The sequence below is a fragment of the Sphaerisporangium viridialbum genome, assembly GCF_049674955.1.
Taxonomy (GTDB): Bacteria; Actinomycetota; Actinomycetes; order Streptosporangiales; family Streptosporangiaceae; genus Sphaerisporangium; species Sphaerisporangium viridialbum.
Genome location: NZ_CP187232.1, coordinates 6,685,345 through 6,707,124 on the forward strand (window position 1 = coordinate 6,685,345; position 21,780 = coordinate 6,707,124).

Consider the following 21,780-nt stretch of genomic DNA (forward strand, 5'->3'; position numbering starts at 1 on the left):
GATGCTCGCGGCGCTGACCGGCCTCGGGCTGTCCACGGCGGCGGGCCTCAACGCCTACATCCCGCTGCTCGTGGTCGGTCTCCTGGCCAACTTCACCGACGTCGTACGGCTGCCGCAGGACTACGCGTGGCTGACCAACGGCTGGGTGATCGCGATCATCGGCGTGCTCCTGCTCGCCGAGGTCGTGCTCGACAAGGTGCCGGTGGTCGACCATGTCAACGACATGATCCAGACGGCGGTGCGGCCGGCCGCGGGCGGCGTGGTCTTCAGCGCCACCCAGGCGGCCTCACAGCTCGACCACTCGACCTGGATGAGCCACAACCCCTGGGTGAGCTGGGTGCTCGGCATCGGCGTGGCGCTGGCCGTGCACGTCATGAAGGCCTCGGCCCGGCCGGTCGTCAACGTCTCGACGGCGGGCGTCGGCGCTCCCGTGGTCAGCACCGTGGAGGACGCCGGATCGCTCGGCATGAGCCTGATCGCCGTCTTCTTCCCCGTGCTGGTGATCGTCGCGCTGGTCGTGCTCGCCGTGCCCGCCTGGTGGGTGATCCGTACCCTGCGCAGGCGCAGGGCCCGCCGTGACGAACGCCTCCGTCGCGACCCTCAGCCCACCTGACGCGGCTCCGCCCGGCCGAGCGCCCCTGACCCGCGCCGGAGCCGCCGCCCGTACGTGGTCGATATGGCTAGCGGGCGGTCGACGCCCGTACATGCAACTGCGCGGGGACGATCACCGGCCCTGGCGTCGCGTCGCCGTTGAGGCGGGCGATGAGCAGCTCGACGGCCGCCCTGCCCGTCTCCTCAGGGGCGAGGTCGAGCGCGGTGATCGCGGGCTGGGCCAGGCGGGTCTGCTGCGCGTCGGAGCCGGCCGCGAGCAGCAGGTCGCCGGGGACCTCCACGCCGAGCCGCCGGGCCTCGGCCAGGACTCCGGCGGCGTGCCGGCCCGTCTGGCAGTAGACGGCGTCGGGCCGCCGCCGCTTGCCCGTCAGCAGCCGCCGGGCGGCGTCGCGCCCGCCGTCCTCGCCCGCCGCCTCGGGGACGTGCAGCACCCTCGCGGGCATGCGCCGGCGCCGCGCCCACGCGCGGTAGGCCCTCTCGGAGTCGACGTTCCACGCGTTGTCGTCGGTGCCCGCCAGCAGGGCGATGTCGTGCGCGCCGCGCGTGGCGAGCAGGTCGAGCACGCGCTCGGTCTCCACCGCGTCGTCGGGGCCGACCCAGTCGGCGAACTCCGGCCGCCCGGGGTCACGCCCCACGGTCACGACCGGGACGGCCGCGTCGAGGAGCCGGGTGAGGACGGGGTCGTCGCGTAACGGGTCGCCGACGACATAGCCGTCCACGCCGTGGGCGGCCTGAGGGAGGTCCGCCCGGGTCATGTCCGGCACGAGCATGAGCCCGAGGCCGTGGTCCAGGGCCGTCACCGCCGCCGCTCCGGCGAAGCGCACGAAGTAGTCGACGCCCACCGGCAGGTACGACCCGATGGCGTCGAGCGGGCGCATGTCGAGGGCGAGCACGCCGGTGCGACCCCTGCGCAGGCCGCGGGCCATGGGATGAGCGCGGTAGGCCAGGCGGTCGGCGACGGCGAGGACACGCTGCCGCGTGGCCTCCGACGCGGTGCCCTTGCCGTTCAGCGCGTGGGACACCGTCGTGACGGAAACGCCCGCCTCGCGGGCGACGTCCCTGATCGTCGCGCGCCCCACTCGGGGTTCCTGGTCCGGCATAGGGAAAGCGTAGAGCGCGATCGGAGTCCCCAAAACCTTTTACTAAAAGGTTTTGTGCGATAGCGTCGCCGCTTACCGCGCCGAAAGAGCCACGTATAGGCGCATAGATGGACAAACCCCCGCAGTGTTCGGAGGATCAGATGCGTATCCGTGTGGCGGCGCTCCTCGCCGCCTCGCTCAGCCTCGGGCTCGCCGCTTGCAGCGGCGGGACGACCGCTCCCGCCGTCGACGACCACAAGCTCGACGACCTCCTCGTCACCACCCCGGTGGCGCAGGGAGAACTCGACAAGGCGAGCTGGAACCTGCCCTTCGGCGAGCCCGCGTCGCTCGACCCGATCAAGGCGTTCAACTATCCCGAGAACACGGTCGTCGCGAACCTGTGCGAGGGCCTGATGCGCCTGGACCCCGACTACTCGGTCAAGCCGAACCTGGCCGAGAAGGTCGAGACCCCCGATCCCACGACCCTGGTCTACACGCTGCGCCAGGGCGTGCGGTTCTGGGACGGCGAGCCCATGACCGCGGACGACGTGGTGTTCAGCCTCCGGCGCCACCTCGACCCCAAGGAAGGCAGCTACTGGGCGTCGGACCAGATCACCGGCAACATCGCGTCCATCGAGAAGACCGGCGACGACCAGGTCACGATCCGGCTGAAGAAGGCGGACGCGACGATCAACTCCTACATGGTCACGCCGGTCGGGGTGGTCGTCCAGCGGAAGCAGCGCGAGAAGGCCGGCGCCAAGTACGGCACGCCCGAGGGGTCGGTCATGTGCACCGGGCCCTTCAAGCTCTCGTCGTGGGAGAAGGGCTCCAAGATCTCGCTGGAGCGCAACGAGGACTACTGGGACGCGCAGCGCAAGGCGAAGACCAAGCAGCTGGACCTGCAGTTCATCGTGGACCCCGGCGCCATCGCGAGCGCGCTCGACACCGGCGCCATCGACGGCTCCTACGACGTCCCCGTCGGCGCCGTGGACCGGCTCACGGCCTCCAAGAACGGCAAGCTCTACCTCGGCAGGTCACTTCAGATGATCGCCGTCATCAGCACCGGCAACGGGCCCCTCGGCGACCCGGCGGTCCGCCGGGCGCTCGCGCTCGCCACCGACCGCGAGGCGATCGCCCAGACCGTGTTCGCGGGCACCGCCCAGGCGTCCAGGTCGATCGTGCCGAAGGGCGGGTGGACGTACGGCGACGACGTGTTCGGGCCGGCGTACGACGCCCTGCCGGACACCAAGAAGAACCTCGACGAGGCCAAGAAGGCCCTCGCGGGGGCCACGCCCGGCAGCGCGCCGATCACCATCGCCTACCCCAGCGAGCGCCAGTTCTACGCCGACATCCTGTCGGAGATGTCCAACGCCGCGCGCGAACTCGGCCTGACCATCCAGCCCAAGGGGGTGCCGAGCGCGCAGTACGGCGCCTTCTTCTCCGACGCCAAGGCGCGCGCCGGATACGACGGCTTCATGACGACCAACTACATGGACATTCCCGACCCGCTGGCCTTCCTGCGCACCATCGCGGCCAAGGGCGGATCGCAGAACTTCAACGGCTACGAGGACGCGGAGACGCAGAGCCTGATCGAGCAGGCGGCAACGGCGACGGACGACACGGCGCGGGCCAAGCTCGTCACGAACCTCCAGGCGAAGGTCATGGAGCAGACGCCGTGGATCCCGATCGCGGCGCCGTCGGTCCGGCTGTTCCTCAACAAGCGCGTGACCGGCGTCCCCGCGTCGTTCGTCTACCTGTACTACCCGTGGGCGGCGAGCCTTGGCGCGGCCTGACACCACCCGGCCCGGGGCGCGGCGGCGCGCCCCGGGCCCGGTGCCGCCCCTCGCCCCCCGGCCCGTGAGCCGCGCCCCCGAGGAGGCACCGTGCCGCGTTTCGTGACCCGGCCCGTGAGCCGCGCCCCTGAGGAGGCACCGTGCCGCGTTTCGTGACCCGGCGGCTCGGCGCGCTCGCCGCCACGCTCCTCGTGTCGAGCTTTCTCATCTACGCGGCCATGTACGCCGCGCCCGGCACGCCCGAGAGCTTCCTCGTCCAGGGCAGGACCGTCAGCCCCGCCGTCCTCGCCTCCATCCGGGCGCAGTACGGCCTGGACGACCCGTTCCTGCTCCGCTACTGGCACTGGCTGACCGGCGTGCTCGGCGGCGACCTCGGCGAGTCCCTCACCACCCGGCAGGACGTCGCCTCGCTGCTGGTGTCCAGGATCCCGACGACCCTGTGGCTCACGACGTACGCCGCCGTGCTCATCGTGGTGCTCGGCGTGGGCGCCGGAGTGGTCGCGGGCCTGCGCGGCGGGGCGCTGGACACCGGCGTCCTGCTCGGCTCCAGCGTGGGGTTCGCGATCCCCACCTTCTTCGCGGCCGTCCTGCTCATGAGCGTCTTCTCCGTGACGCTGGGCTGGTTCCCGGTCTTCGGCGCGGGCTCCGGGCTCCCCGACCGCGTGCTGCACCTGACCCTGCCGGCCGTGGCGCTCGCGCTTCCGGCCGCGGCCGTCGTCGCGCGCATCACCCGCACCGCCGTCGTGGAGGAACGCGACGCCGAGCACGTGTCCGTCGCCCTCGCCCGGGGCATCCCCTGGCGGGTGGTGGCGCGCCGCCACGTCGTCCGCAACGCGATGCTGCCCGTGACGACGATCGTCGGGGTGAACATCGCGGCCCTGGTCGCGGGGGCGGCCGTCGTCGAGCACGCCTTCACCCTCGACGGCGTCGGCGCCCTGCTCATCAACGCCGTGCAGCAGAAGGACTTCGCCGTCGTGCAGGCCGTGGCTCTCGTCCTGGTCGCGGTGTTCGGCGTGGTCAACCTCGTGGTCGACACCCTGTACGCGGTGATCGACCCGCGCGTCCAGCTCGGAGGTGAGAGCGCGTGAGCACCGGAACCCTCGCACCGCCCGCGCGGCGGCACCGGCCCCTCGCCGGCCTGGCGAACCGGCTCGGCCCGCTCGGCGTCGCAGCCGCCGCCGTGGTCGCGCTGCTGGCCCTCGCGGCGCTGCTCGCGCCCCTGGTCGCGCCGTACGACCCCGCCGTGGGAAGCATCGTCCAGCGCTACCTGCCGCCGGGGCCCGAGCACCTGCTCGGCACCGACCAGTCGGGGCGCGACCTGCTGTCCCGGCTGCTGTACGGCGCCCGGAGCAGCCTGGCGGGCGCCGCCGTGGTCGTGCTGCTCGCCGGCGCGGGCGGCACCCTGCTCGCCCTTGTGGCCACCTGGTTCGGCGGGCGCGTGGACGCACTGGTCGGCCGCGTGCTCGACCTGCTGTTCGCGTTCCCGAACCTGCTCCTCGCGATCCTCGTCGTCGCGGTGTTCGGGACGGGCCTCGCGCAGGCCACCGCCGCGCTCGCGGTCGCGTACATGCCCTACACCGCCCGCGTGCTCCGCAGCGTCGCGCTGCGCGAGCGGCGGCTGGCGTACGTCCAGGCGGCCGAGCTGCAGGGGATGTCCGGCATCGTGGTGACCGGGCGGCACATCCTGCCCAACATCGCGCCGCAGATCCTGACCGGCGCCGCGATCAACTTCGGCTACGCGATGATCGACCTCGCCGCGCTGTCGTACCTGGGCCTGGGCGTGCAGGCGCCGACCGCCGACTGGGGGCTGATGGTCTCCCAGGGGCAGGACTCCCTGCTCCAGGGCCACCCGCAGCAGAGCCTGCTCGCGGGCACCTGCATCGTCGTCGCGGTGGCCGCGTTCAGCGTGATCGGCGAGCGGCTCGGTGGCCGCAGGGCCGGAGGCCGGGCATGAACCTCCTCGAACTCGACGACGTACGTCTCGACGTGAAGGGCCGGGCGATCCTGCGCGGCGTCTCGCTGTCCCTGTCCCCCGGCGAGGCGCTCGGCCTGGTCGGCGAGTCGGGGTCGGGCAAGTCGATGACACTGCGCACCGTCCTGCGCACCGAGCCGCCGCGAGCCCGCGTCACGGGCCGGGTCACGCTCGACGGCGAGGATGTGCGGGGTCTCGGCGCCCCTGAGCTGCGACGGCTGCGGGCCGGCGCGCTGGCGATGATCAGCCAGGATCCGAGGGCCGCGCTGAATCCCCTGCTGCGCGTGTCGCGGTTCCTCGTGGAGGGGCTCTGCGACGCGCGCGGAGAGACCCGGGACGCGGCCGATCGCCGGGCGCGCGACCTGCTCGCCCAGGTCGGCATCGCCGACGTCGACCGCTGCATGGACTCCTACCCCCACCAGCTGTCGGGCGGCATGCTGCAACGCGTGGTCATCGCCGCAGCCGTGGCCGGATCGCCCCGGCTGCTGCTGGCCGACGAGCCCACCACCGCGCTCGACGTGACCACGCAGTCGGAGGTCATGGCGATCCTGGACGATCAGCGCCGCGAGAACGGCATGGCGATGCTCTTCGTCACCCACGACCTGGAGCTGGCCTCGGCGGTGTGCGACCGGATCGCCGTGATGTACGCCGGGGAGATCGTCGAGATCGCCACGCCCGACCGGCTCCACGCGTCTCCGCGCCATCCGTACACGCGCCTGCTGCTCGACTCGCGGCCCAGCCTCACCACCAGGGCGCCGGTGCTCCCGGTGATCCCGGGACGGCCCGTGGCCGCGCACGAGGTGCGGGGACGCTGCGCCTTCGCGGACCGGTGCCCGTGGGCGGCTCCACAGTGCCTTTCCGGCGAGGTGCCGCTCCTCCACGGCGACGGCCGCGCCGTACGGTGCCATCGCAGTGACGAGCTCGCGGCCGAGCTGGCCCGCGCGACAGGGACGGAGGCCTCGGCGTGAGCGATCCGACCGGGAACGTCATCGAGATCAGCGGGCTGTGCAAGGAGTTCGACAGCGGGCAGGGGCGGCGGCGCCGCACGGTCCGCGCGCTGGACGACGTCAGCCTGAGCGTCGCCGACGGAAGCTGCCTCGCGGTGGTCGGGGAGTCCGGCTCGGGCAAGACGACGCTCGCGCGGATCCTCGTCGGCCTCGAACAGGCGGACGCCGGGGACGTCGTGCTCGCGGGACGCCCGGTGGCGCGGCGGCCGCGGCGGGCGGAGCGGCGGGCCCGGGCCAGGGACGTCCAGATGGTCTTCCAGGACCCGAACGGATCCCTGAACCGCCGCCGCACGGCGGGAGCCGCCATCGGGGAGGTGCTGGCGGCGCACCATCGCGTCACCGGCGCCGAGGCGCGTCAGCGAGTCGCCGGCCTGCTCGACCAGGTCGGCCTGCGGCCCGAGCACGCCCGGGCGCTGCCCGGCGAGCTCAGCGGCGGGCAGAAGCAGCGCGTCGCGATAGCCCGGGCGCTCGCCGCCGAACCCCGTGTGCTCGTGCTCGACGAGGCAGTGGCGGCGCTGGACGTGTCGGTGCAGGCACAGGTACTCAACCTGCTGGCCGAGATCCGGCGGGCCCGCCGGCTCACCTATCTGTTCATCACCCATGACCTGTCCGTCGTACGGCAGGTCAGCGAGGAGGTCGTCGTCATGTGTCAGGGGCGGATCGTGGAGCGCGGAAGCACGGCGCGGGTGCTGGACGAACCGGAGCACCCGTACACCCGCCTCCTGCGCGACAGCGCCCCCCGCCCCGGCTGGCACCCCCGCCGCACCACCACCCCCGAGGTGACCGCATGACACCCTCACCTGGCGATACTCCGCACCGACCACACCTGCGAGCGGACGAGACCAACCCGGAGCCACACACGCACACGCGGGTGGAGGGAACCAGACCCGCGGCGCGCGCGCATCTGCGGGTGGAGGGGGCCGATCCCAGGCGTCGGGGCGATGATCGCGGTCGGCGGACCGGTGCGGAGATCGCCCGGGCGTGGGGAACCTACTCGGAGCTCTTCGAGACCACCGCGGCGGCCAGAGGCGTGAGCCTGGACGTACCCTCCCTGGCCCTCGGTACCGTCAGCGCGACCCGTGCCTGGGCGCCCGAGCTCGTCGCCGAGATGGAGGGCGTGGCCGAGGGTGCCGGAGTGCCGCTTTGGATGATCGCCGCGCTCAACGCCCGCACCGAGATCCTCGCCGTCGCCGGCGCCCCCCGCTCAGGCGAATGCTCCACGGTGGTCCACACCGGCGGGCCCCCCGTGGCCGGCCACGCCCTGGGCGGACACACCGCGGCCGGCCACACCGTGGATCGCCACGCTCTGGGGGAGCCCACCCCTGGCGGGCAGACCTGGGGCGGGCAGACGTGGGACTGGCATCAGGAGCTCGCCGGCGCCTGGCACACGCAGTCGGTGCGCGGGGACGCGCTGGGGTTCACCGGGATCACCGAATACGGGATCCTCGGCAAGATCGGCGTCAACGAGGCGGGAGTGGGGGTGCTGTTCAACATCCTCGGCCACGAGGACGACGGCGCCGGCGGCGTGCCCGTCCACCTCGTCGCCCGCCGGGTGCTCGGTGGCGCGGCGTCCTTCGCCGAGGCCATGTCCATCCTTGGTGACGCCCCGGTGTCGGCCTCCACCGTGATCACCATCGTGACGGAGGACCAGGTGGCGTCCGTGGAGCTCAGCCCGGCGGGCGCGGTGACCGTTCCCCCGGACGAGGAGGGCTGGCTCGTGCACACCAACCACTTCCTCGACCCGCTGCCGGCCGGGGGTGAGCTGCGCGGGCGGCTCGAACCGGAGACCTACGACCGCCTGCGCGTGCTCGGCACGCGCGCCCGTGAGCGGCACGGCCTCGACGGGGCCGGCGACCTCGCCGCTCTGCTGAGCGTCCACCCGGACGGCGGCGCCGAGGTGTGCTGCCATCCCCCGGCCACCGGCCGCCTCGGCACCAGGTGGGCGACGCTGGCCACGGTGGCCGTGGACCCCGCCGCCCGCCGCCTCCACGTGCACGACGGCGGCCCCTGCTCCGCCACCCCCCGGACCTGGACCGCCCTCACCGCACCGAACACGCCCGCGACCACCTGACGCCCCTCACCCCACCGTCGGTCGCTGGGACGGTGGGGTCAGTGGACGCCGGCTTCGCGCATGTCGCGAAGCTCGCGTTTGAGCTCCTTGATCTCGTCGCGGAGCCGGGCGGCGACCTCGAACTGCAGGTCGGCGGCCGCCGTGTGCATCTGCTCGGTGAGCGACTGGACGAGTGACTCGAGCTGGGCCCGGGGCATCTCGCCCACGATCGCCTTGGCGTGCTGGCCCGTCTGGCGGGCGGACAGGCCGGGAACGGGCGCCTTGCCACGGCTCTGCTGGCGGCCGCCGCCGAGAAGCCGCTCGGTGTCGGCGTCCTCCCTGGTGAGGGAGTCGAGGATGTCGGCGATCTTCTTGCGGAGCGGCTGCGGGTCGACGCCGTTGGCCTGGTTGTAGGCCACCTGCTTGGCCCGGCGGCGGTTGGTCTCCTCGATCGCGCGCTCCATGGACGGCGTCACGCGGTCGGCGTACATGTGGACCTGGCCCGAGACGTTGCGCGCGGCGCGGCCGATGGTCTGGATCAGCGACGTCTCGCTGCGCAGGAAGCCCTCCTTGTCGGCGTCGAGGATCGCCACCAGGGACACCTCGGGCAGGTCGAGACCCTCACGGAGGAGGTTGATGCCGACCAGCACGTCGAACTCGCCCATGCGCAGCTCGCGGAGCAACTCGATGCGGCGCAGCGTGTCGACCTCGCTGTGGAGGTAACGCACGCGGATGCCGAGCTCCAGGAGGTAGTCGGTGAGGTCCTCGGACATCTTCTTGGTCAGCGTGGTGACGAGGACCCGCTCGTTCTTCTCGGTGCGCTCGCGGATCTCGTGGACCAGGTCGTCGATCTGCCCCTTGGTCGGCTTGACGATCACCTCGGGGTCGACCAGGCCGGTCGGGCGGATGACCTGCTCGACCACCTCGCCCTTGCTGCGGCCCAGCTCGTACGGGCCCGGGGTGGCCGAGAGGTAGACGGTCTGGCCGATGCGCTCGAGGAACTCCTCCCACTTGAGCGGCCGGTTGTCCATCGCGGACGGCAGCCGGAAGCCGTGGTCGACCAAAGTGCGCTTGCGGGAGGCGTCGCCCTCGTACATCGCGCCGATCTGCGGGACGCTCTGGTGCGACTCGTCGAGGACCAGCAAGAAGTCCTCGGGGAAGTAGTCGAGCAGGGTGTTGGGCGCGGTGCCGGCCTCGCGGCCGTCGATGTGCCGCGAGTAGTTCTCGATGCCGGAGCAGGTGCCGACCTGGCGCATCATCTCGATGTCGTAGGTGGTGCGCATGCGCAGCCGCTGGGCCTCCAGCAGCTTGCCCTGCTTCTCCATGGTGGCGAGCGAGGCGCCGAGCTCGGCCTCGATGCCGCGGATCGCCCGCTCCATGCGCTCGGGGCCCGCGACGTAGTGGGAGGCGGGGAAGATGTAGAGCTCGGGATCCTCGGTGATCACCTCGCCGGTGAGCGGGTGGAGCGTCGAGAGCTTCTCGATCTCGTCGCCGAACATCTCGATGCGCACGGCCAGCTCTTCGTACTGCGGGATGACCTCGATGGTGTCGCCGCGGACCCGGAAGGTGCCCCGGGTGAAGGACAGGTCGTTGCGGGCGTACTGCATGTCGACGAGGCGGCGCAGGAGCTGGTCGCGCTCGATCTCCTGCCCGACCTTGAGCCGGACCATGCGGTCGACGTACTCCTGCGGGGTGCCGAGGCCGTAGATGCAGGAGACCGAGGCCACCACGACGGTGTCGCGGCGCGTCAGCAGGGAGTTGGTCGCCGAGTGGCGCAGGCGGTCGACCTCGTCGTTGATCGAGGAGTCCTTCTCGATGTAGGTGTCGGTCTGCGGGACGTACGCCTCGGGCTGGTAGTAGTCGTAGTAGGAGACGAAGTACTCGACGGCGTTGTTGGGGAGCATCTCGCGCAGCTCGTTGGCGAACTGGGCGGCGAGCGTCTTGTTGGGCTGCATCACCAGAGCCGGCCGCTGCAACCGCTCGATGAGCCACGCCACCGTCGCGGTCTTGCCGGTGCCGGTGGCACCCAGCAGGACGTTGTCCTTCTCTCCGGCCTTGACGCGCCGCTCGAGCTCGGCGATCGCGGTCGGCTGGTCGCCGGACGGGGTCATGTCGGTGACGACCTGGAAGGGCGCCACCCTGCGCTGCAAATCTGTTACCGGCCTCACGTCTCCATAACCTACGCGGAGCCACCGACATTTCCGGGCCCGGCGCCGGACGGACCGGAATCCCCGCTCATTCGCCCTGCCCCTGGCCCATCTTTGACCGTCTCGTTACCATGACGACGGGGCTGACTGATCGTCGAGGCGGGGCGGGGCGCCATGGAGCGCGTGGGGAAGTTCGTCGCTTGGGTCGGCAAGAACGCCGACGGTGTGATCGCTCTGTTGCTCGCCGTCTTCATCGCCTTCCTCGGGCTCACCGCGAGCGACCAGATCCTGGGCCAGCCGAAGGGCGAGCTGATCAGCGGGGTCACCCTCCTGGTCCTCGGGCTGCTGACCGCCGCGATCCTGCGCGACCGCTGGCGGCAGGAGCCCATGGAGGAGACGATCAGGGAGAACTTCCGCACCACCTCAGGAGCCCTGGCGAGCCTGCCCGCGCGCCTCGACCGCCTCTCCGAGCTGGAGGCCGTCGTCGAGAGCGCCCGGCGCGTGCTCGACGACCTGCAGATCGTGCAGGCGCTCAACGGGGCCGACGAGATCTCGCAGGCCCACGCCCAGGCTCGGCGCTCCACCGACCGCTGGATGTTCAAGGGCGGCACCGGCACGTACGTACGGGCGGTGACGCTGCCCGATCTGGTCGTCGCCGCCCGCCGTGAGCGCAGGGCCCTGCTCGTACGGCTGGAGATCATCGACCCGACCCACGCCGGGGTCTGCGAGGCGTACGTGCGCTTCCGCCGGTCGGTGTCCGAGGCGCCCGACGGCACCGGGGAGTTCTGGACGGTCGACCGCACTCGCAAGGAGTCGTACGCGACGATCCTCGCGGCCTGCTGGCACCGGCAGCGGTTCAGCCTGCTCGACATCGACCTCGGGCTGTCGGCGACGATGACGACCTTCCGCTGGGACCTGTCGGCCGACTATGTCATCATCACGGTCGAGGACCCGAACCGCGCCCTGATGAGCCGGCGCGGCAGCTTCTACTACGACCACTGCGCCACCGAGCTGCTCTCCAGCCTCGACCAGGCCAGGCGGGTGCCCATCGAGGCGGCGAAGTCGGCGCTGCTCAGCGACGAGCCCACGGTCGACGAGGCCCGCAAGCTCTTCGAGGCGCTCGGCCTCGGCCTGCCGAAGTCGTACGGCGACCGCGACGTGGTCGAGATCATCCGTAAGGCCATTCGAGCGAAGAACCCATACTCGATATGAAATATCAGGATCTGTACGACGAGCTGACCTCGGGCGCGGTCCCCTCCACCCTCCCCCGCCGCACGCTGCGGATGCTGGAGGACATCGCCTCGGGAAGATCCGCGATCAGGGCGATCCGCCACCCGCTGGGCTTCGTGTGCCTGCCCGTGGAGCGCGGCGGTGGGCACGGTGGCGAGCACGGCGTCTGCGTGCACCTGTGGTCGGGCAGCTTCCCGAGCACCGGCGTCACCACCTCCGAGGTCCACTGTCACAGCTGGGACCTGGTGAGCTACGTCCTGTACGGCCAGGTGCGCAACGAGCTGGCCAGCGTCGCCGACAGCGGCGCGGGCGCCACCCACCGGGTGTTCGAGGTGGTCAGCGCGGGCGGGGTCGACAGCATCAGCCCGACAGAGCGCACCGTGCGGTACACCGGGGGCAGGTCGGGGGTCTACCGCGCAGGGGACGTCTACACGCTTCCCGCGGGGGTCTTCCACCGCAGCGTGGTTCCCGAGGGCACCGACACGGCCACGATCGCGCTGGGCAGCGGGCGCCACGGCACCGATCTGTCCCTCGGCCCGCTGAGCTCGCGCTCCCACCGCGTGACCAGGGAACGCTGCGACGATGAGGAGACCGCGCGGGCCGCCCGGCTGGCCGCGGAGCACCTTGCGCGAACCTAGGAGGATCCCGTGGATCTCGATCACGCCCGCCGCGTGGCGGTGGTGGCCGCGGAGGCGGCCGGGGCTCTGCTCAGGGAGCGGACGAAGGGCGTCCTCGGGGTCCGCTCCAAGGGCCGGGGCGACATCGTCACCGATCTCGACCTGGCCTCGGAGAAGCTCCTGCTCGAACGCATCCAGGCGGCCTTCCCCGGGCACCGGGTCGTGGCCGAGGAGTCCGGTGTCTCGGGCGATCCGGACGGCGACTGGACCTGGCTCGTCGACCCGCTCGACGGCACGAACAACGTCGCGATCGGCCTGCCGCTGTACGTCGTCGGGCTCGCCCTGTGCCACGGCGGCCTGCCGCAGCTCGGAGTCGTCCACGATCCCGTCGGCCGGCAGACGTGGTCGGCGGTCAGGGGCGGGGGCGCCTCCGGCCCCCAGGGGCCCGTGCCGTCCCCCCGCTACCGGCCGAGCCCGCACGGGCCGGTGCTCGCCTGGACGCAGGGGCACGACGTCTCCCGCGACGATCCGGCCATGCGCGGGCTCAAGGCCGCCCTCGACGTACGGGCGCGGCGGGTCCTGCAGCTCTGGGCGCCCCTGCTGGGGTGGGTGATGCTCGCGCGGGGCGACATCGACGCGGTGGTGGGCTACCGGGCGGAGGCGGTCGACCTGCCCGGCGGGCTGCTGATCGCCCAGGAGGCGGGCCTGTGCGTGCGCGCCTTCGACGGCGAGCCCTTCGACGGGCACACGGAGCTGCCCTCGCACAGGCGGAGCTTCGTGGCGGCCCACCCCGCGCTCGTCGACGACCTGCTCGGCCTGGTCACCGCCTCCACGCGGTGAGCGGGGCGCTCAGGCGGTGAGCAGGAGGGCCGCGACCGTGGCCGCGATGCCCGTCACGGCCAGGCAGACCCCGGTGAGCACGAACTTCACCAGCGGCACCCTGACGGCGCGGCGCCTGCACCACTCGAACCACAGCAGGGTGGCCAGCGAGGCCCACGGCGTGATGACCGGGCCGACGTTCGTGCCGACGAGCAGCGAGAGCAGCTGGTCGTGGTTCCCGGGCGGTACGACCCGCTCCCCGGCGTAGTACGCGGGCAGGTTGTTGACGACGTTCGACAGCCCCGCGCCCGCCGCGGCGGCCCGGTAGCCCCCCGCCGCGTCGCCGGACTCGCCGATGAGCGCCCGCATGAGATCGTCCAGCCCGTACCGGCTGAGCGTGGGCACCACGAGGAACAGCCCGGTGACGAAGACCAGGAGCTGCCAGGGGAACAGCCCCCAGGTGAGCTTCGAGCGGTCGCGCCAGGCGAAGGCGGCGACGATCAGGACGGCGGCCACGGCCGCCGCGACGCCGATCTGGAGCCCCGCGAGGATCGCCACGATGAACAGCGCGCAGGCGGCGGCCGCGACGGTGAACAGCACCCGGTCGCCCATCGGCGCCTGGGGCGGCGGATCGTACCTGTCCGCGCCGCGCTCGCCGCGCCGCCAGAAGAAGATCCACAGGCACAGCATCGTCACGGCGATCGCCGTGGCCTGTGGTGCCCACATGCGGGCGGCGAAGTCGCGCGTGGACAGCTCGACGCGGCCCATGGCCAGCAGGTTGGTGAGGTTGGAGACCGGCAGGAGCAGGCTCGCGGTGTTGGCCAGCCAGATCGTGGTCATCGCCAGGGGCAGCGGCGCGATGCGGGCGCGCGGCGCCAGGGCGAGCATGACCGGCGTCAGCAGCACCGCGGTCGTATCCAAGTTAAGAAATATCGTGACAAATGACGCGAAAGCCGTACAAAGGAGGAACAGCGCGGCGTAGTTCCCGCGCCCGACGATCGCCAGCCGGCTGGCGAGGACGTCGAAGACGTTCGCCTCCTTGGTCAGCTCGGCCAGCACGATCACCGCCGCCAGGAACAGCAGCAGCGGGCCGATGCGGCGGAGGTTGGCGACCGCCTCGTCCGCCGGGAGCAGCCCCGTGGCCACGCAGACCAGCCCCACGGCGAGCACACCGACACGGACCCAGTCGAGGACCGTCAGCCGCCGTGTCACGCAGGCCATGATCCCACACCGGCAAAAGATCGGAATCCTCGAAAGCCCCTGCGGCACGGGAGATAATGGCGCCGGTGAACCCGCACGGCGGTCACGCCGTCACACGAGGGAGAGTCTCGCGGGTGGCGGTCCCCGGCCTTCCCGGCCGGGGTGAGGTGCGCGAGGAGTGGGAGTCCGCATGGACGGTCGGAACGGCACGCGCACCGAGATCTTCGTCAGCTATTCCCCCGCGGACGAGCGCTGGGCCACCTGGATCGCCTGGCAGCTGGAGGCCGCCGGATACCGCACCATGCTCCAGGCCTGGGACTTCGTGCCCGGCACGAACTTCGTCGACTTCATGGACCGCGGTGTCAGCGAGGCGGGGCTCATCGTCGCGGTCCTGTCCCGCAACTACCTCGGGTCGCGCTTCGGGCGGCAGGAGTGGCTGACCGCCTTCCGCGCCGACCCCGACAACCCGGGCAACCGGCTCGTGACCATCCGCATCGAGGACTGCCCCCTCGAAGGGCTGCTGTCCACCATCACGTGGGTCGACATGGTGGGGGTGACCGACCCCGACGAGGCCAGGTCGCTGCTGCTCGGCCGCATCCAGCACACCCTCGCGGGGCGGGCCAAGCCCGCCGAGCAGCCCGGCTTCCCCGTCGCGTCCGCCAAGACGATCCCGGGCACCGTCGTCCAGGAGGCGCCCGCCATGCCCGGGGCCACCGGTGACGGCGGGGTTCCCGAGAGCGGCGGGAGTCCTCGGAACAGCGGGGTCGTCGCCGGGAACGGCGGGGTCGTACGGACCGAGGTCCCACCCGCCCGCGCCGAGCCGCGCCTCCCACCCCTGCGCAGGACCCCCGTGGCCCCGCCCACCTTCCCAGCGAGCGCGGACTCCCGCCAGGAGCGCTCGTCGATCACGCTGCTGCACATCGCGGGGCCCAGGTTCGGGCGCGGGCTCGCCGAGGCGGACGAGCCGCTCGGGGCGGGCGAGCTGCAGTCGAGCGTCTGGGCCGACCTCACCCGCCTGGCCGACGCCGGGGTGCCCCGCCCCGACCTGCTGGTGGTCACGGGCGACATCACCGAGTCCGGCAGCATCCGCGAGTACGGCGAGGCGCTCGCGTTCCTCACCGGGCTCCGCGTGCTGCTCGGCCTGGAGCCCCGGCGGCTGGTCGTCGTGCCCGGCCCCCGCGACGTCACCAAGGCGGCGAGCCGGGCGTACTTCGCCACCTGCGAGGCCGACGACGTGGCCCCGGAGCCGCCCTACTGGCCCAAATGGCGGCACTTCTCCGGCCTGTTCAAGGATGTCTACCAGGGGCTCTCCGACCCCGACTTCGACAGCGCGCAGCCCTGGAGCCTGTTCGCCGAGCCCGAGCTGAAGGTCGTCGTCGCCGGGCTCAACTCCACCATGGCCATGAGCCATCGCGAGGAGGACGCCTACGGGCAGCTCGGGCAGGCGCAGGCCGCCTGGTTCGCCGAGCGGCTGCGTCCCTTCGAGGAGACCGGGTGGCTGCGCGTCGGAGCCGTCGGCCATCCCCCCTCTGCCCTGCGGGACGCGAGCACGCTGGAGCAACTGCTGGGCGCCAGGCTGAACCTCCTGCTGCACGGCGGCGGCCCTGACGAGATCGGCTTCATCGGCGACCTGCCCTGCGTGCCGTCCCTGGCGCCGGGACGCCACCAGATCATCGAGATCACCCCCGAGGGCGTACGCCGCTGGGCGCGCGACCGTCCGGAGATCTCCCCGCCGGACGAGATCCGGTACGACCGGCGGGCGGTGCACGGCACGTTCCCCCCGGCCGCCGCCGTCGAGCGGGCCACGCTGAACCCTCTGGAGGCCCCACCCGACACCGGAGGTGAGCCCGAGCGGCAGGCGGACCCGTCGAGCCTGCTGCTCGACCGCGTCGCCGAGGTCTGCGAGACGCGCAGCGACCGCGCCAAGATCCGCAAGGTGCCGGGCGAGCCGCCGCACCTGCTCGTCACCCTGGCCGAGGACGGCTTCGTCCGCCAGCAGCTCATCGGCGCCCACGCCGGCTCCCTGACGGCCGAGGACGTCACGGCCTTCCTGCGGCAGGTGCACGCGGCGGGGCTGGAGCACGGCTCCGAGCTGGTCTACCAGGGGCCCACTCCGTCCCGGCTCATGCGCGACGACGCGCTGCGGCGCGGCGTGCGGCTGCGCAGCTTCACCGAGTTCCAGGGGCTGCTCGACCTGTCCGACCACGTCGCCGACCAGACCGCCCGGCTGCGCGGCGACCGGCGCTACCCGCCGGAGCTGTACGTCCCGCAGCGCTACCGCGAGGTCGACCGCACCGGCCAGGGCGTCAGGGACGACCTCGCGGGCGAGCTGATGCGCCTGCTCGCGGCCGACCACGGCCGCTTCGTGCTGCTGCTCGGCGACTTCGGGCGCGGCAAGACGTTCGCGCTGCGCGAGGTGGCGCGCAGGATCCCGGCCGAGCTCCCCCACCTGACGCCGATCCTCATCGAGCTCAGGGCCCTCGACAAGGCGCACTCGGTCGACGGGCTGGTCGCGGCGCATCTCGCCAACCACGGTGAGGAGCTGATCGACCTCAAGGCCTTCCACTACATGCTCCGCCAGGGCCGCATCGTCCTGCTCTTCGACGGGTTCGACGAGCTGGTCACCCGGGTCACCTACGAGCGCGCGGCCGACCACCTCGACACGCTGCTCCAGGCGGCGGAGGACAAGGCGAAGGTCGTCGTGGCGAGCCGCACCCAGCACTTCAAGTCGCACGCCCAGGTGCTCACGGCGCTCGGCGAGCGGGTCGGCACGCTGCCGCACCGGCGGGTGCTCAGCGTGGAGGAGTTCACCCCCGCCCAGGTCCGCGCCTACCTGGTCAACCGGTACGGCGGCGACGCGCGGGCCGCCGACGACCGCATGAGCATGCTCACCGGCATCGCCGACCTTCTCGGCCTCGCCCAGAACCCGCGCATGCTGAGCTTCATCGCCGATCTGCCCGACGACCGCCTCCGCGCCGTGGCCCAGGCGGGCGAGACCATCAGCGCGGCCGGCCTCTACGCCGAGATCCTCGACCACTGGCTGGTCTTCGAGGAGCGGCGCACCCACGTGCCCGGGGCGCCCGGAGGCCTGAACGCCGCGGAGCTGTGGCGGGCCGCCACGACGCTGGCCCTGCGCCTGTGGGAGAGCGGCGAGTCCTACCTCCAGCCGGCCGAGCTCACCGAGGTGGCCGAGACGCTCGCCGAGCTCGCCGACAACCGACTGTCGGTCAGCCAGACCGCCCACGCGATGGGCACGGGCAGCCTGCTCGTCCGCACCGACGAGGGGCTCTTCGGCTTCATCCACTCCTCGGTGATGGAGTGGCTGGTCGCCAGGCACCTCGCCGCGACGCTCGGCGAGCAGCTCGCACGGCGTCCCCTGTCCGCGCTGATCGTCGACTTCCTGTGCGACCTCGCCGACACCGGCCAGCTGCAGGCGTGGGCGGGCAAGACGCTGGCGGACCCCGGCGCGGACGACATGGCGCGGGCCAACGCGATCAAGGTCACCACCCGTCTGCGCACCCCCGCCCGCACCGACCTGCGCGGCGCCCGGCTGCACGGTGAGGACCTGTCCTACCGCGACTTCGCCGGCGTCGACCTCACCGGGGCCGACCTGACCGAGACCCAGCTCGTCGGGGCGAACCTCTCGCGCGCCATCCTCCGCGACGCCCGCCTCAACGGCGCCCGGCTGGACGAGGCCGTGCTGGCGGGGGCGGACCTGCGCGGCGCCGACCTCACCCGGGCCCGGCTCCCCCGGGCCGACCTCCGCGACATCGCCACCGAAGGCGGGCGCTGGGATCGCGCGGCCCTGATCGACGTCACCGCCTCCCCCGCGCTCCGGGCCGATCCCGCGCTGCACGGCGCCGCCATCGCGCCGGGCCACCCGGTGACCCCCGAGCTGGCGCCCCCGCAGGTCGGCGTCCCGTACGGCTTCCACTTCCAGAGCAGCCGCCTGCCGGAGCCGATCGCCTACGGCCCCGGCGGCGGGGTCCTCGCCGTCGGCACAGAGGACGGCGGGGTGCTGGTGTGCGACAGTGTCACCGGGTCACCGCTGCGCACCCTCCACGGCCACCGCGGGCGGGTGTACAAGGTCATGTACGGGCCGGGGGCGCTGGTGACCGGCGCGGGCGACGGCACCGTACGAGTGTGGGACCCGCTCACCGGCGAGATCCGCCACGTCCTCACCGGGCATCCCGAGGGGGTCTGGCCGGTGGTGGTCAGCCCGTCCGGCGAGCTGGTCGCCGCGGGCGGGGCCGACGGCGTGGTCCAGGTGTGGTCGGCCGTCACCGGCGCGCACGTGGCCTCGCTGCCCGGCCACACCTCCCCGGTCTACACCGCCGTCTTCCTGCCCGGCCGGCTCGTGACCGGCGACGCCGGAGGCGCCATCCGCGTCTGGGACCTGGACACCGGCAGGCTCAGCCACGTGCTGACCGGTCACCGGGGAACCGTCTACCGGCTGGCGCTCAGCCCGGACGGCCGCTTGCTGGCCGCGGGCGACCACACCGGCGCCATCAAGATCTGGAACCCCGCCGCCGGCACGCAGCTGCACGACCTGCGCGGCCACACCGGGCGCGTCTACGCCCTGGACTTCCACCCCTCGGGCGACCTGCTCGCGTCCGGTGACACATCCGGCGGGCTGCGCCTGTGGGATCCCCGTCGCGGCGAGCCCGCGGGGGCGCTTCCCGGCCACTCCGGAGCCGTCTACCAGGTGCTCTTCGCCCCCGGCGGTGACACGCTGGCCACCGGCGACAGCGACGGCATGGTGCGCGTCTGGGAGCCCGAGACCGGGCGCCAGCGCGCCGAGCTCGCCGGCCACCGGGGCTCGGTGTGGCCGTTCGTCTTCCGCCCCGACGGCCGGCAGCTCGCGACGGCCAGCAACGACGGCACGGCGCGGCTGTGGGACACCGAGACCGGACAGTGCCGGCACACCCTGCGCGGCCACGGCCGCCGGATCACGGGCGCCCGGTTCAGCGCGGACGGCACCATGCTCGCCACCAGCGGCAACGACGGCTACGTCCGGCTGTGGGACCCGCGCACCGGGCGCCGCCTGCGCGAGCTGACCGGCACCGCCGACCGGCTCATCTCCGCGATCTTCAGCTCCGCCGGCCCGCTGCTGGCCACCGCGAGCAACGACGGCGGCGTCTACCTGTGGAACCTCGCGGCCGGTTCCTTCGAGCGCGAGCTGAACGTCGAGACCGACCACGTCTGGGCGGAGGCGTTCAGCCCGGACGGTGAGATCCTCGCGACGGCCAACGACGACGACACCGTCCGGCTGTGGTACCGCGTCTCCGGACGGGAGCTCTGCAACTTCTCCGAGCACCGGGGGCGCGTGCGGTCGATCGCGTTCAGCCCCGACGGCGCCACCGTGGCCACCGGATGCGACGACCGCGTGGTCAGGCTGTGGGACGTCGCGTCCGGCACACGCCTCGCCACCCTCGAAGGCCACTCCGACCGGGTCTACGCCGTGCGGTTCGACCCGACGGGCAGGCTCCTCGCCAGCGCGAGCAACGACGGCACCGCCCGCGTCTGGGAGCTCGGCCCTCCGGGCTCGCCCTCGCCCGCGACGCCCCTGCACACCCTCAGGCGGCACACCGGACGGCTCTGGACGGTGGACTTCAGCCCCGACGGCACCGTGCTCGCCACGGCCGGGGACGACCTCGTCGTACGGCTGTGGGACACCGCGTCGGGGCGGCACCTCCACACGCTGGTGGGCCACACCCGCCGGGTCTGGTCGGTGGCCTACAGCCCCGCCGGCGACCTGCTTGCCAGCGCGGGTGACGACGGTGCGGTGATCCTCTGGGACCTTGCGGGCGGGGTCCCGGTCCAGCGGGCCACGCTCCTCGGCCTGGCCGAGGGATGGGCGGCGTTCAGCCCCGACGGCCGGTACAAGATGGAGGGCGAGATCGCCGGCCAGTTCTGGTACGTCGTCGGCATGTGCAGGTTCGACCCTGGCGAGCTCGATCCCTACCTGCCGGGCGTCCGCCAGATCGCCTTCGACGCCGAATTCTGACCGGGCACCCACTCCCTGCGGCTGGATACCGTCTCGCGGCCCCTCCAAGCCGTCGCAGGGCCTCGCCGTGTCCGTCAGGGATCCCTTTTGCCCGAGATGGCGGTAGGGCCTTGTAGGCGGCCTGAGGCCCGTCCGGTCAGCCGGTGGCCGTCTCGCGGCGTTTCTGGAGCTGGGCCCAGACCTCGGCGACGCGCGCGTCCAGCAGGCCGAGGGGACCCTCGTTCGGGATCACGATGTCGGCGATCTTCAGCCGGTCCTCACGGGTGGCCTGCGACCTGATGCGGGCGAGGGCGTCCTCCTCGGCCATCCCCCGCAGGTCGACCAGCCGGGCCAGACGCACCTCGTCCGGGGCGTCCACCACGATCACCACGTCGTACATCGGCGCCAGGTCGTTCTCGGCGAGCAGCGGCACGTCGTACACGACGACCGCGTCATCGGGCGCGCCCTCCTGCAGCTCGGCGACCCGCTCCCCCACCCTCGGGTGGACGATGGCGTTCAGCCGCCGCAGCTTCTCGGGGTCGGCGAACACGATCTGCCCGAGCCTCTCGCGGTTCAGGGAGCCGTCGTCGCGGAGCACTCCCCGGCCGAACGCCTCGACGACGAGGGCCAGACCGGTGGTGCCCGGCTCTACGACCTCACGCGCGATCTTGTCGGCGTCGATGACCACCGCGCCGTGGCCCGCCAGGCGCCGGGACACCTCGCTCTTGCCCGACCCGATGCCGCCGGTCAGCCCGATCTTCAGCATGCACGGAAGGGTAGCCAACGCTAGGCGGGCTTGCGCATGTGCACCAGGGTCAGGTGGTCGTGGACGCGTTCGCGCCGCGTCTCGCGGTAGCCCAGGCGGCGGTACAGCCGGAGGTTGCCCTCCGAGAGGTGCCCGGTGAACAGGTCGAAGGCGTCTACCTCGGCGCCCAGCTCCCGCTCGACGGCCTGGAGCAGCGCGGTGCCGACTCCCCGGCCCTGCTGGTCGGGGGCCACCACGAGCCGCCCGATGATGCCGGCGCGGTCGGCGAGCTGCCCGCGCACCGCGCCGACGATGCGGTCACCGGCGAGCGCCTTCAGGACGGTCGCGCTCGCGATCGTCGCGCGCATCCGGTCCAGCGACTCCACCAGGGGGCCGATGAACGGGTCACCGTACAGCTGCGCCTCGCTCACGTAGGCCGCCCGCTGGAGCGTGAGGATCTCCCCGGCGTCCTCGGGCCCGGCCCGCTCGATCCGCGTCACCCGCCCACTGTAGGGGCAGGAGC

Annotated in this window: 16 protein-coding genes; 11 read left to right on the forward strand and 5 right to left on the reverse strand. The window is 72.7% G+C overall.

Going from position 1 to position 21,780, the window contains the following annotated elements; translation table 11 throughout:
• Position 1 precedes the first annotated feature (1 nt).
• Positions 2–613: a DUF4126 domain-containing protein gene (locus ACOZ38_RS30335; RefSeq protein WP_405151521.1), complete on the forward strand. Its 612-nt coding sequence runs from the start codon at positions 2–4 to the stop codon at positions 611–613.
• 67 nt (positions 614–680) lie between these two features.
• On the opposite strand, the gene ACOZ38_RS30340 is transcribed toward ACOZ38_RS30335, so the two are convergent.
• Positions 681–1,712, reverse strand: a complete 1,032-nt coding sequence (locus tag ACOZ38_RS30340; RefSeq protein ID WP_405151523.1) for a LacI family DNA-binding transcriptional regulator — start codon at positions 1,710–1,712, stop codon at positions 681–683.
• A gap of 140 nt (positions 1,713–1,852) precedes the next feature.
• Between ACOZ38_RS30340 and ACOZ38_RS30345 the strand changes: the two genes are divergently transcribed.
• The 6 genes from ACOZ38_RS30345 to ACOZ38_RS30370 all read left to right on the forward strand — a co-directional run bounded on the left by ACOZ38_RS30345 (position 1,853) and on the right by ACOZ38_RS30370 (position 8,534).
• On the forward strand, positions 1,853–3,484 hold the full coding sequence (locus ACOZ38_RS30345) for an ABC transporter substrate-binding protein (RefSeq protein WP_424534556.1): 1,632 nt from the start codon (positions 1,853–1,855) through the stop codon (positions 3,482–3,484).
• 140 nt (positions 3,485–3,624) lie between these two features.
• A complete protein-coding gene (locus ACOZ38_RS30350; RefSeq protein WP_405151527.1) occupies positions 3,625–4,572 on the forward strand; it encodes an ABC transporter permease in 948 nt (315 codons plus the stop codon).
• Entirely contained in the window at positions 4,569–5,438 is an 870-nt protein-coding gene (locus tag ACOZ38_RS30355) for an ABC transporter permease (RefSeq protein WP_424534557.1), read from the forward strand. The genes ACOZ38_RS30350 and ACOZ38_RS30355 overlap by 4 nt, the downstream gene beginning before the upstream one ends.
• A complete protein-coding gene (locus tag ACOZ38_RS30360) occupies positions 5,435–6,424 on the forward strand; it encodes an ABC transporter ATP-binding protein (protein WP_424534558.1) in 990 nt (329 codons plus the stop codon). The genes ACOZ38_RS30355 and ACOZ38_RS30360 overlap by 4 nt, the downstream gene beginning before the upstream one ends.
• Positions 6,421–7,254 carry an ABC transporter ATP-binding protein gene (locus ACOZ38_RS30365; RefSeq protein ID WP_424534559.1) on the forward strand — a complete coding sequence of 278 codons (834 nt, stop codon included), beginning with the start codon at positions 6,421–6,423 and terminating at the stop codon, positions 7,252–7,254. The genes ACOZ38_RS30360 and ACOZ38_RS30365 overlap by 4 nt, the downstream gene beginning before the upstream one ends.
• 80 nt (positions 7,255–7,334) lie before the next feature.
• Positions 7,335–8,534, forward strand: a complete 1,200-nt coding sequence (locus tag ACOZ38_RS30370; protein ID WP_424534560.1) for a C45 family autoproteolytic acyltransferase/hydolase — start codon at positions 7,335–7,337, stop codon at positions 8,532–8,534.
• A 38-nt stretch (positions 8,535–8,572) separates the two neighbouring features.
• On the opposite strand, the gene uvrB is transcribed toward ACOZ38_RS30370, so the two are convergent.
• Positions 8,573–10,681 (reverse strand): excinuclease ABC subunit UvrB, encoded by a 2,109-nt coding sequence (gene uvrB, locus ACOZ38_RS30375; RefSeq protein WP_424534561.1) that lies wholly within the window; start codon positions 10,679–10,681, stop codon positions 8,573–8,575.
• Positions 10,682–10,834: 153 nt separating this feature from the next.
• Between uvrB and ACOZ38_RS30380 the strand changes: the two genes are divergently transcribed.
• The 3 genes from ACOZ38_RS30380 to ACOZ38_RS30390 are packed head-to-tail and all read left to right on the forward strand — an operon-like array spanning position 10,835 to position 13,347.
• Entirely contained in the window at positions 10,835–11,872 is a 1,038-nt protein-coding gene (locus ACOZ38_RS30380) for a hypothetical protein (RefSeq protein ID WP_424534562.1), read from the forward strand.
• Positions 11,869–12,528 (forward strand): hypothetical protein, encoded by a 660-nt coding sequence (locus ACOZ38_RS30385; protein ID WP_424534563.1) that lies wholly within the window; start codon positions 11,869–11,871, stop codon positions 12,526–12,528. Before ACOZ38_RS30380 ends, ACOZ38_RS30385 begins: the two co-directional genes overlap by 4 nt.
• A gap of 9 nt (positions 12,529–12,537) precedes the next feature.
• A complete protein-coding gene (locus tag ACOZ38_RS30390; protein WP_424534564.1) occupies positions 12,538–13,347 on the forward strand; it encodes an inositol monophosphatase family protein in 810 nt (269 codons plus the stop codon).
• 9 nt (positions 13,348–13,356) lie between these two features.
• Here the strand turns inward: ACOZ38_RS30390 and ACOZ38_RS30395 are convergent, their stop codons facing one another.
• Positions 13,357–14,547, reverse strand: a complete 1,191-nt coding sequence (locus ACOZ38_RS30395; RefSeq protein ID WP_424534565.1) for an SLC13 family permease — start codon at positions 14,545–14,547, stop codon at positions 13,357–13,359.
• Between the two features lie 169 nt (positions 14,548–14,716).
• Between ACOZ38_RS30395 and ACOZ38_RS30400 the strand changes: the two genes are divergently transcribed.
• Positions 14,717–20,533: a TIR domain-containing protein gene (locus ACOZ38_RS30400; protein ID WP_424534566.1), complete on the forward strand. Its 5,817-nt coding sequence runs from the start codon at positions 14,717–14,719 to the stop codon at positions 20,531–20,533.
• 136 nt (positions 20,534–20,669) lie between these two features.
• Here ACOZ38_RS30400 and coaE read toward each other — a convergent pair whose 3' ends face one another.
• Both coaE and ACOZ38_RS30410 read right to left on the reverse strand, forming a co-directional pair.
• On the reverse strand, positions 20,670–21,278 hold the full coding sequence (gene coaE, locus ACOZ38_RS30405; RefSeq protein WP_424534567.1) for a dephospho-CoA kinase: 609 nt from the start codon (positions 21,276–21,278) through the stop codon (positions 20,670–20,672).
• 20 nt (positions 21,279–21,298) lie between these two features.
• Positions 21,299–21,757 carry a GNAT family N-acetyltransferase gene (locus ACOZ38_RS30410; protein WP_405151548.1) on the reverse strand — a complete coding sequence of 153 codons (459 nt, stop codon included), beginning with the start codon at positions 21,755–21,757 and terminating at the stop codon, positions 21,299–21,301.
• Positions 21,758–21,780 lie beyond the last annotated feature (23 nt).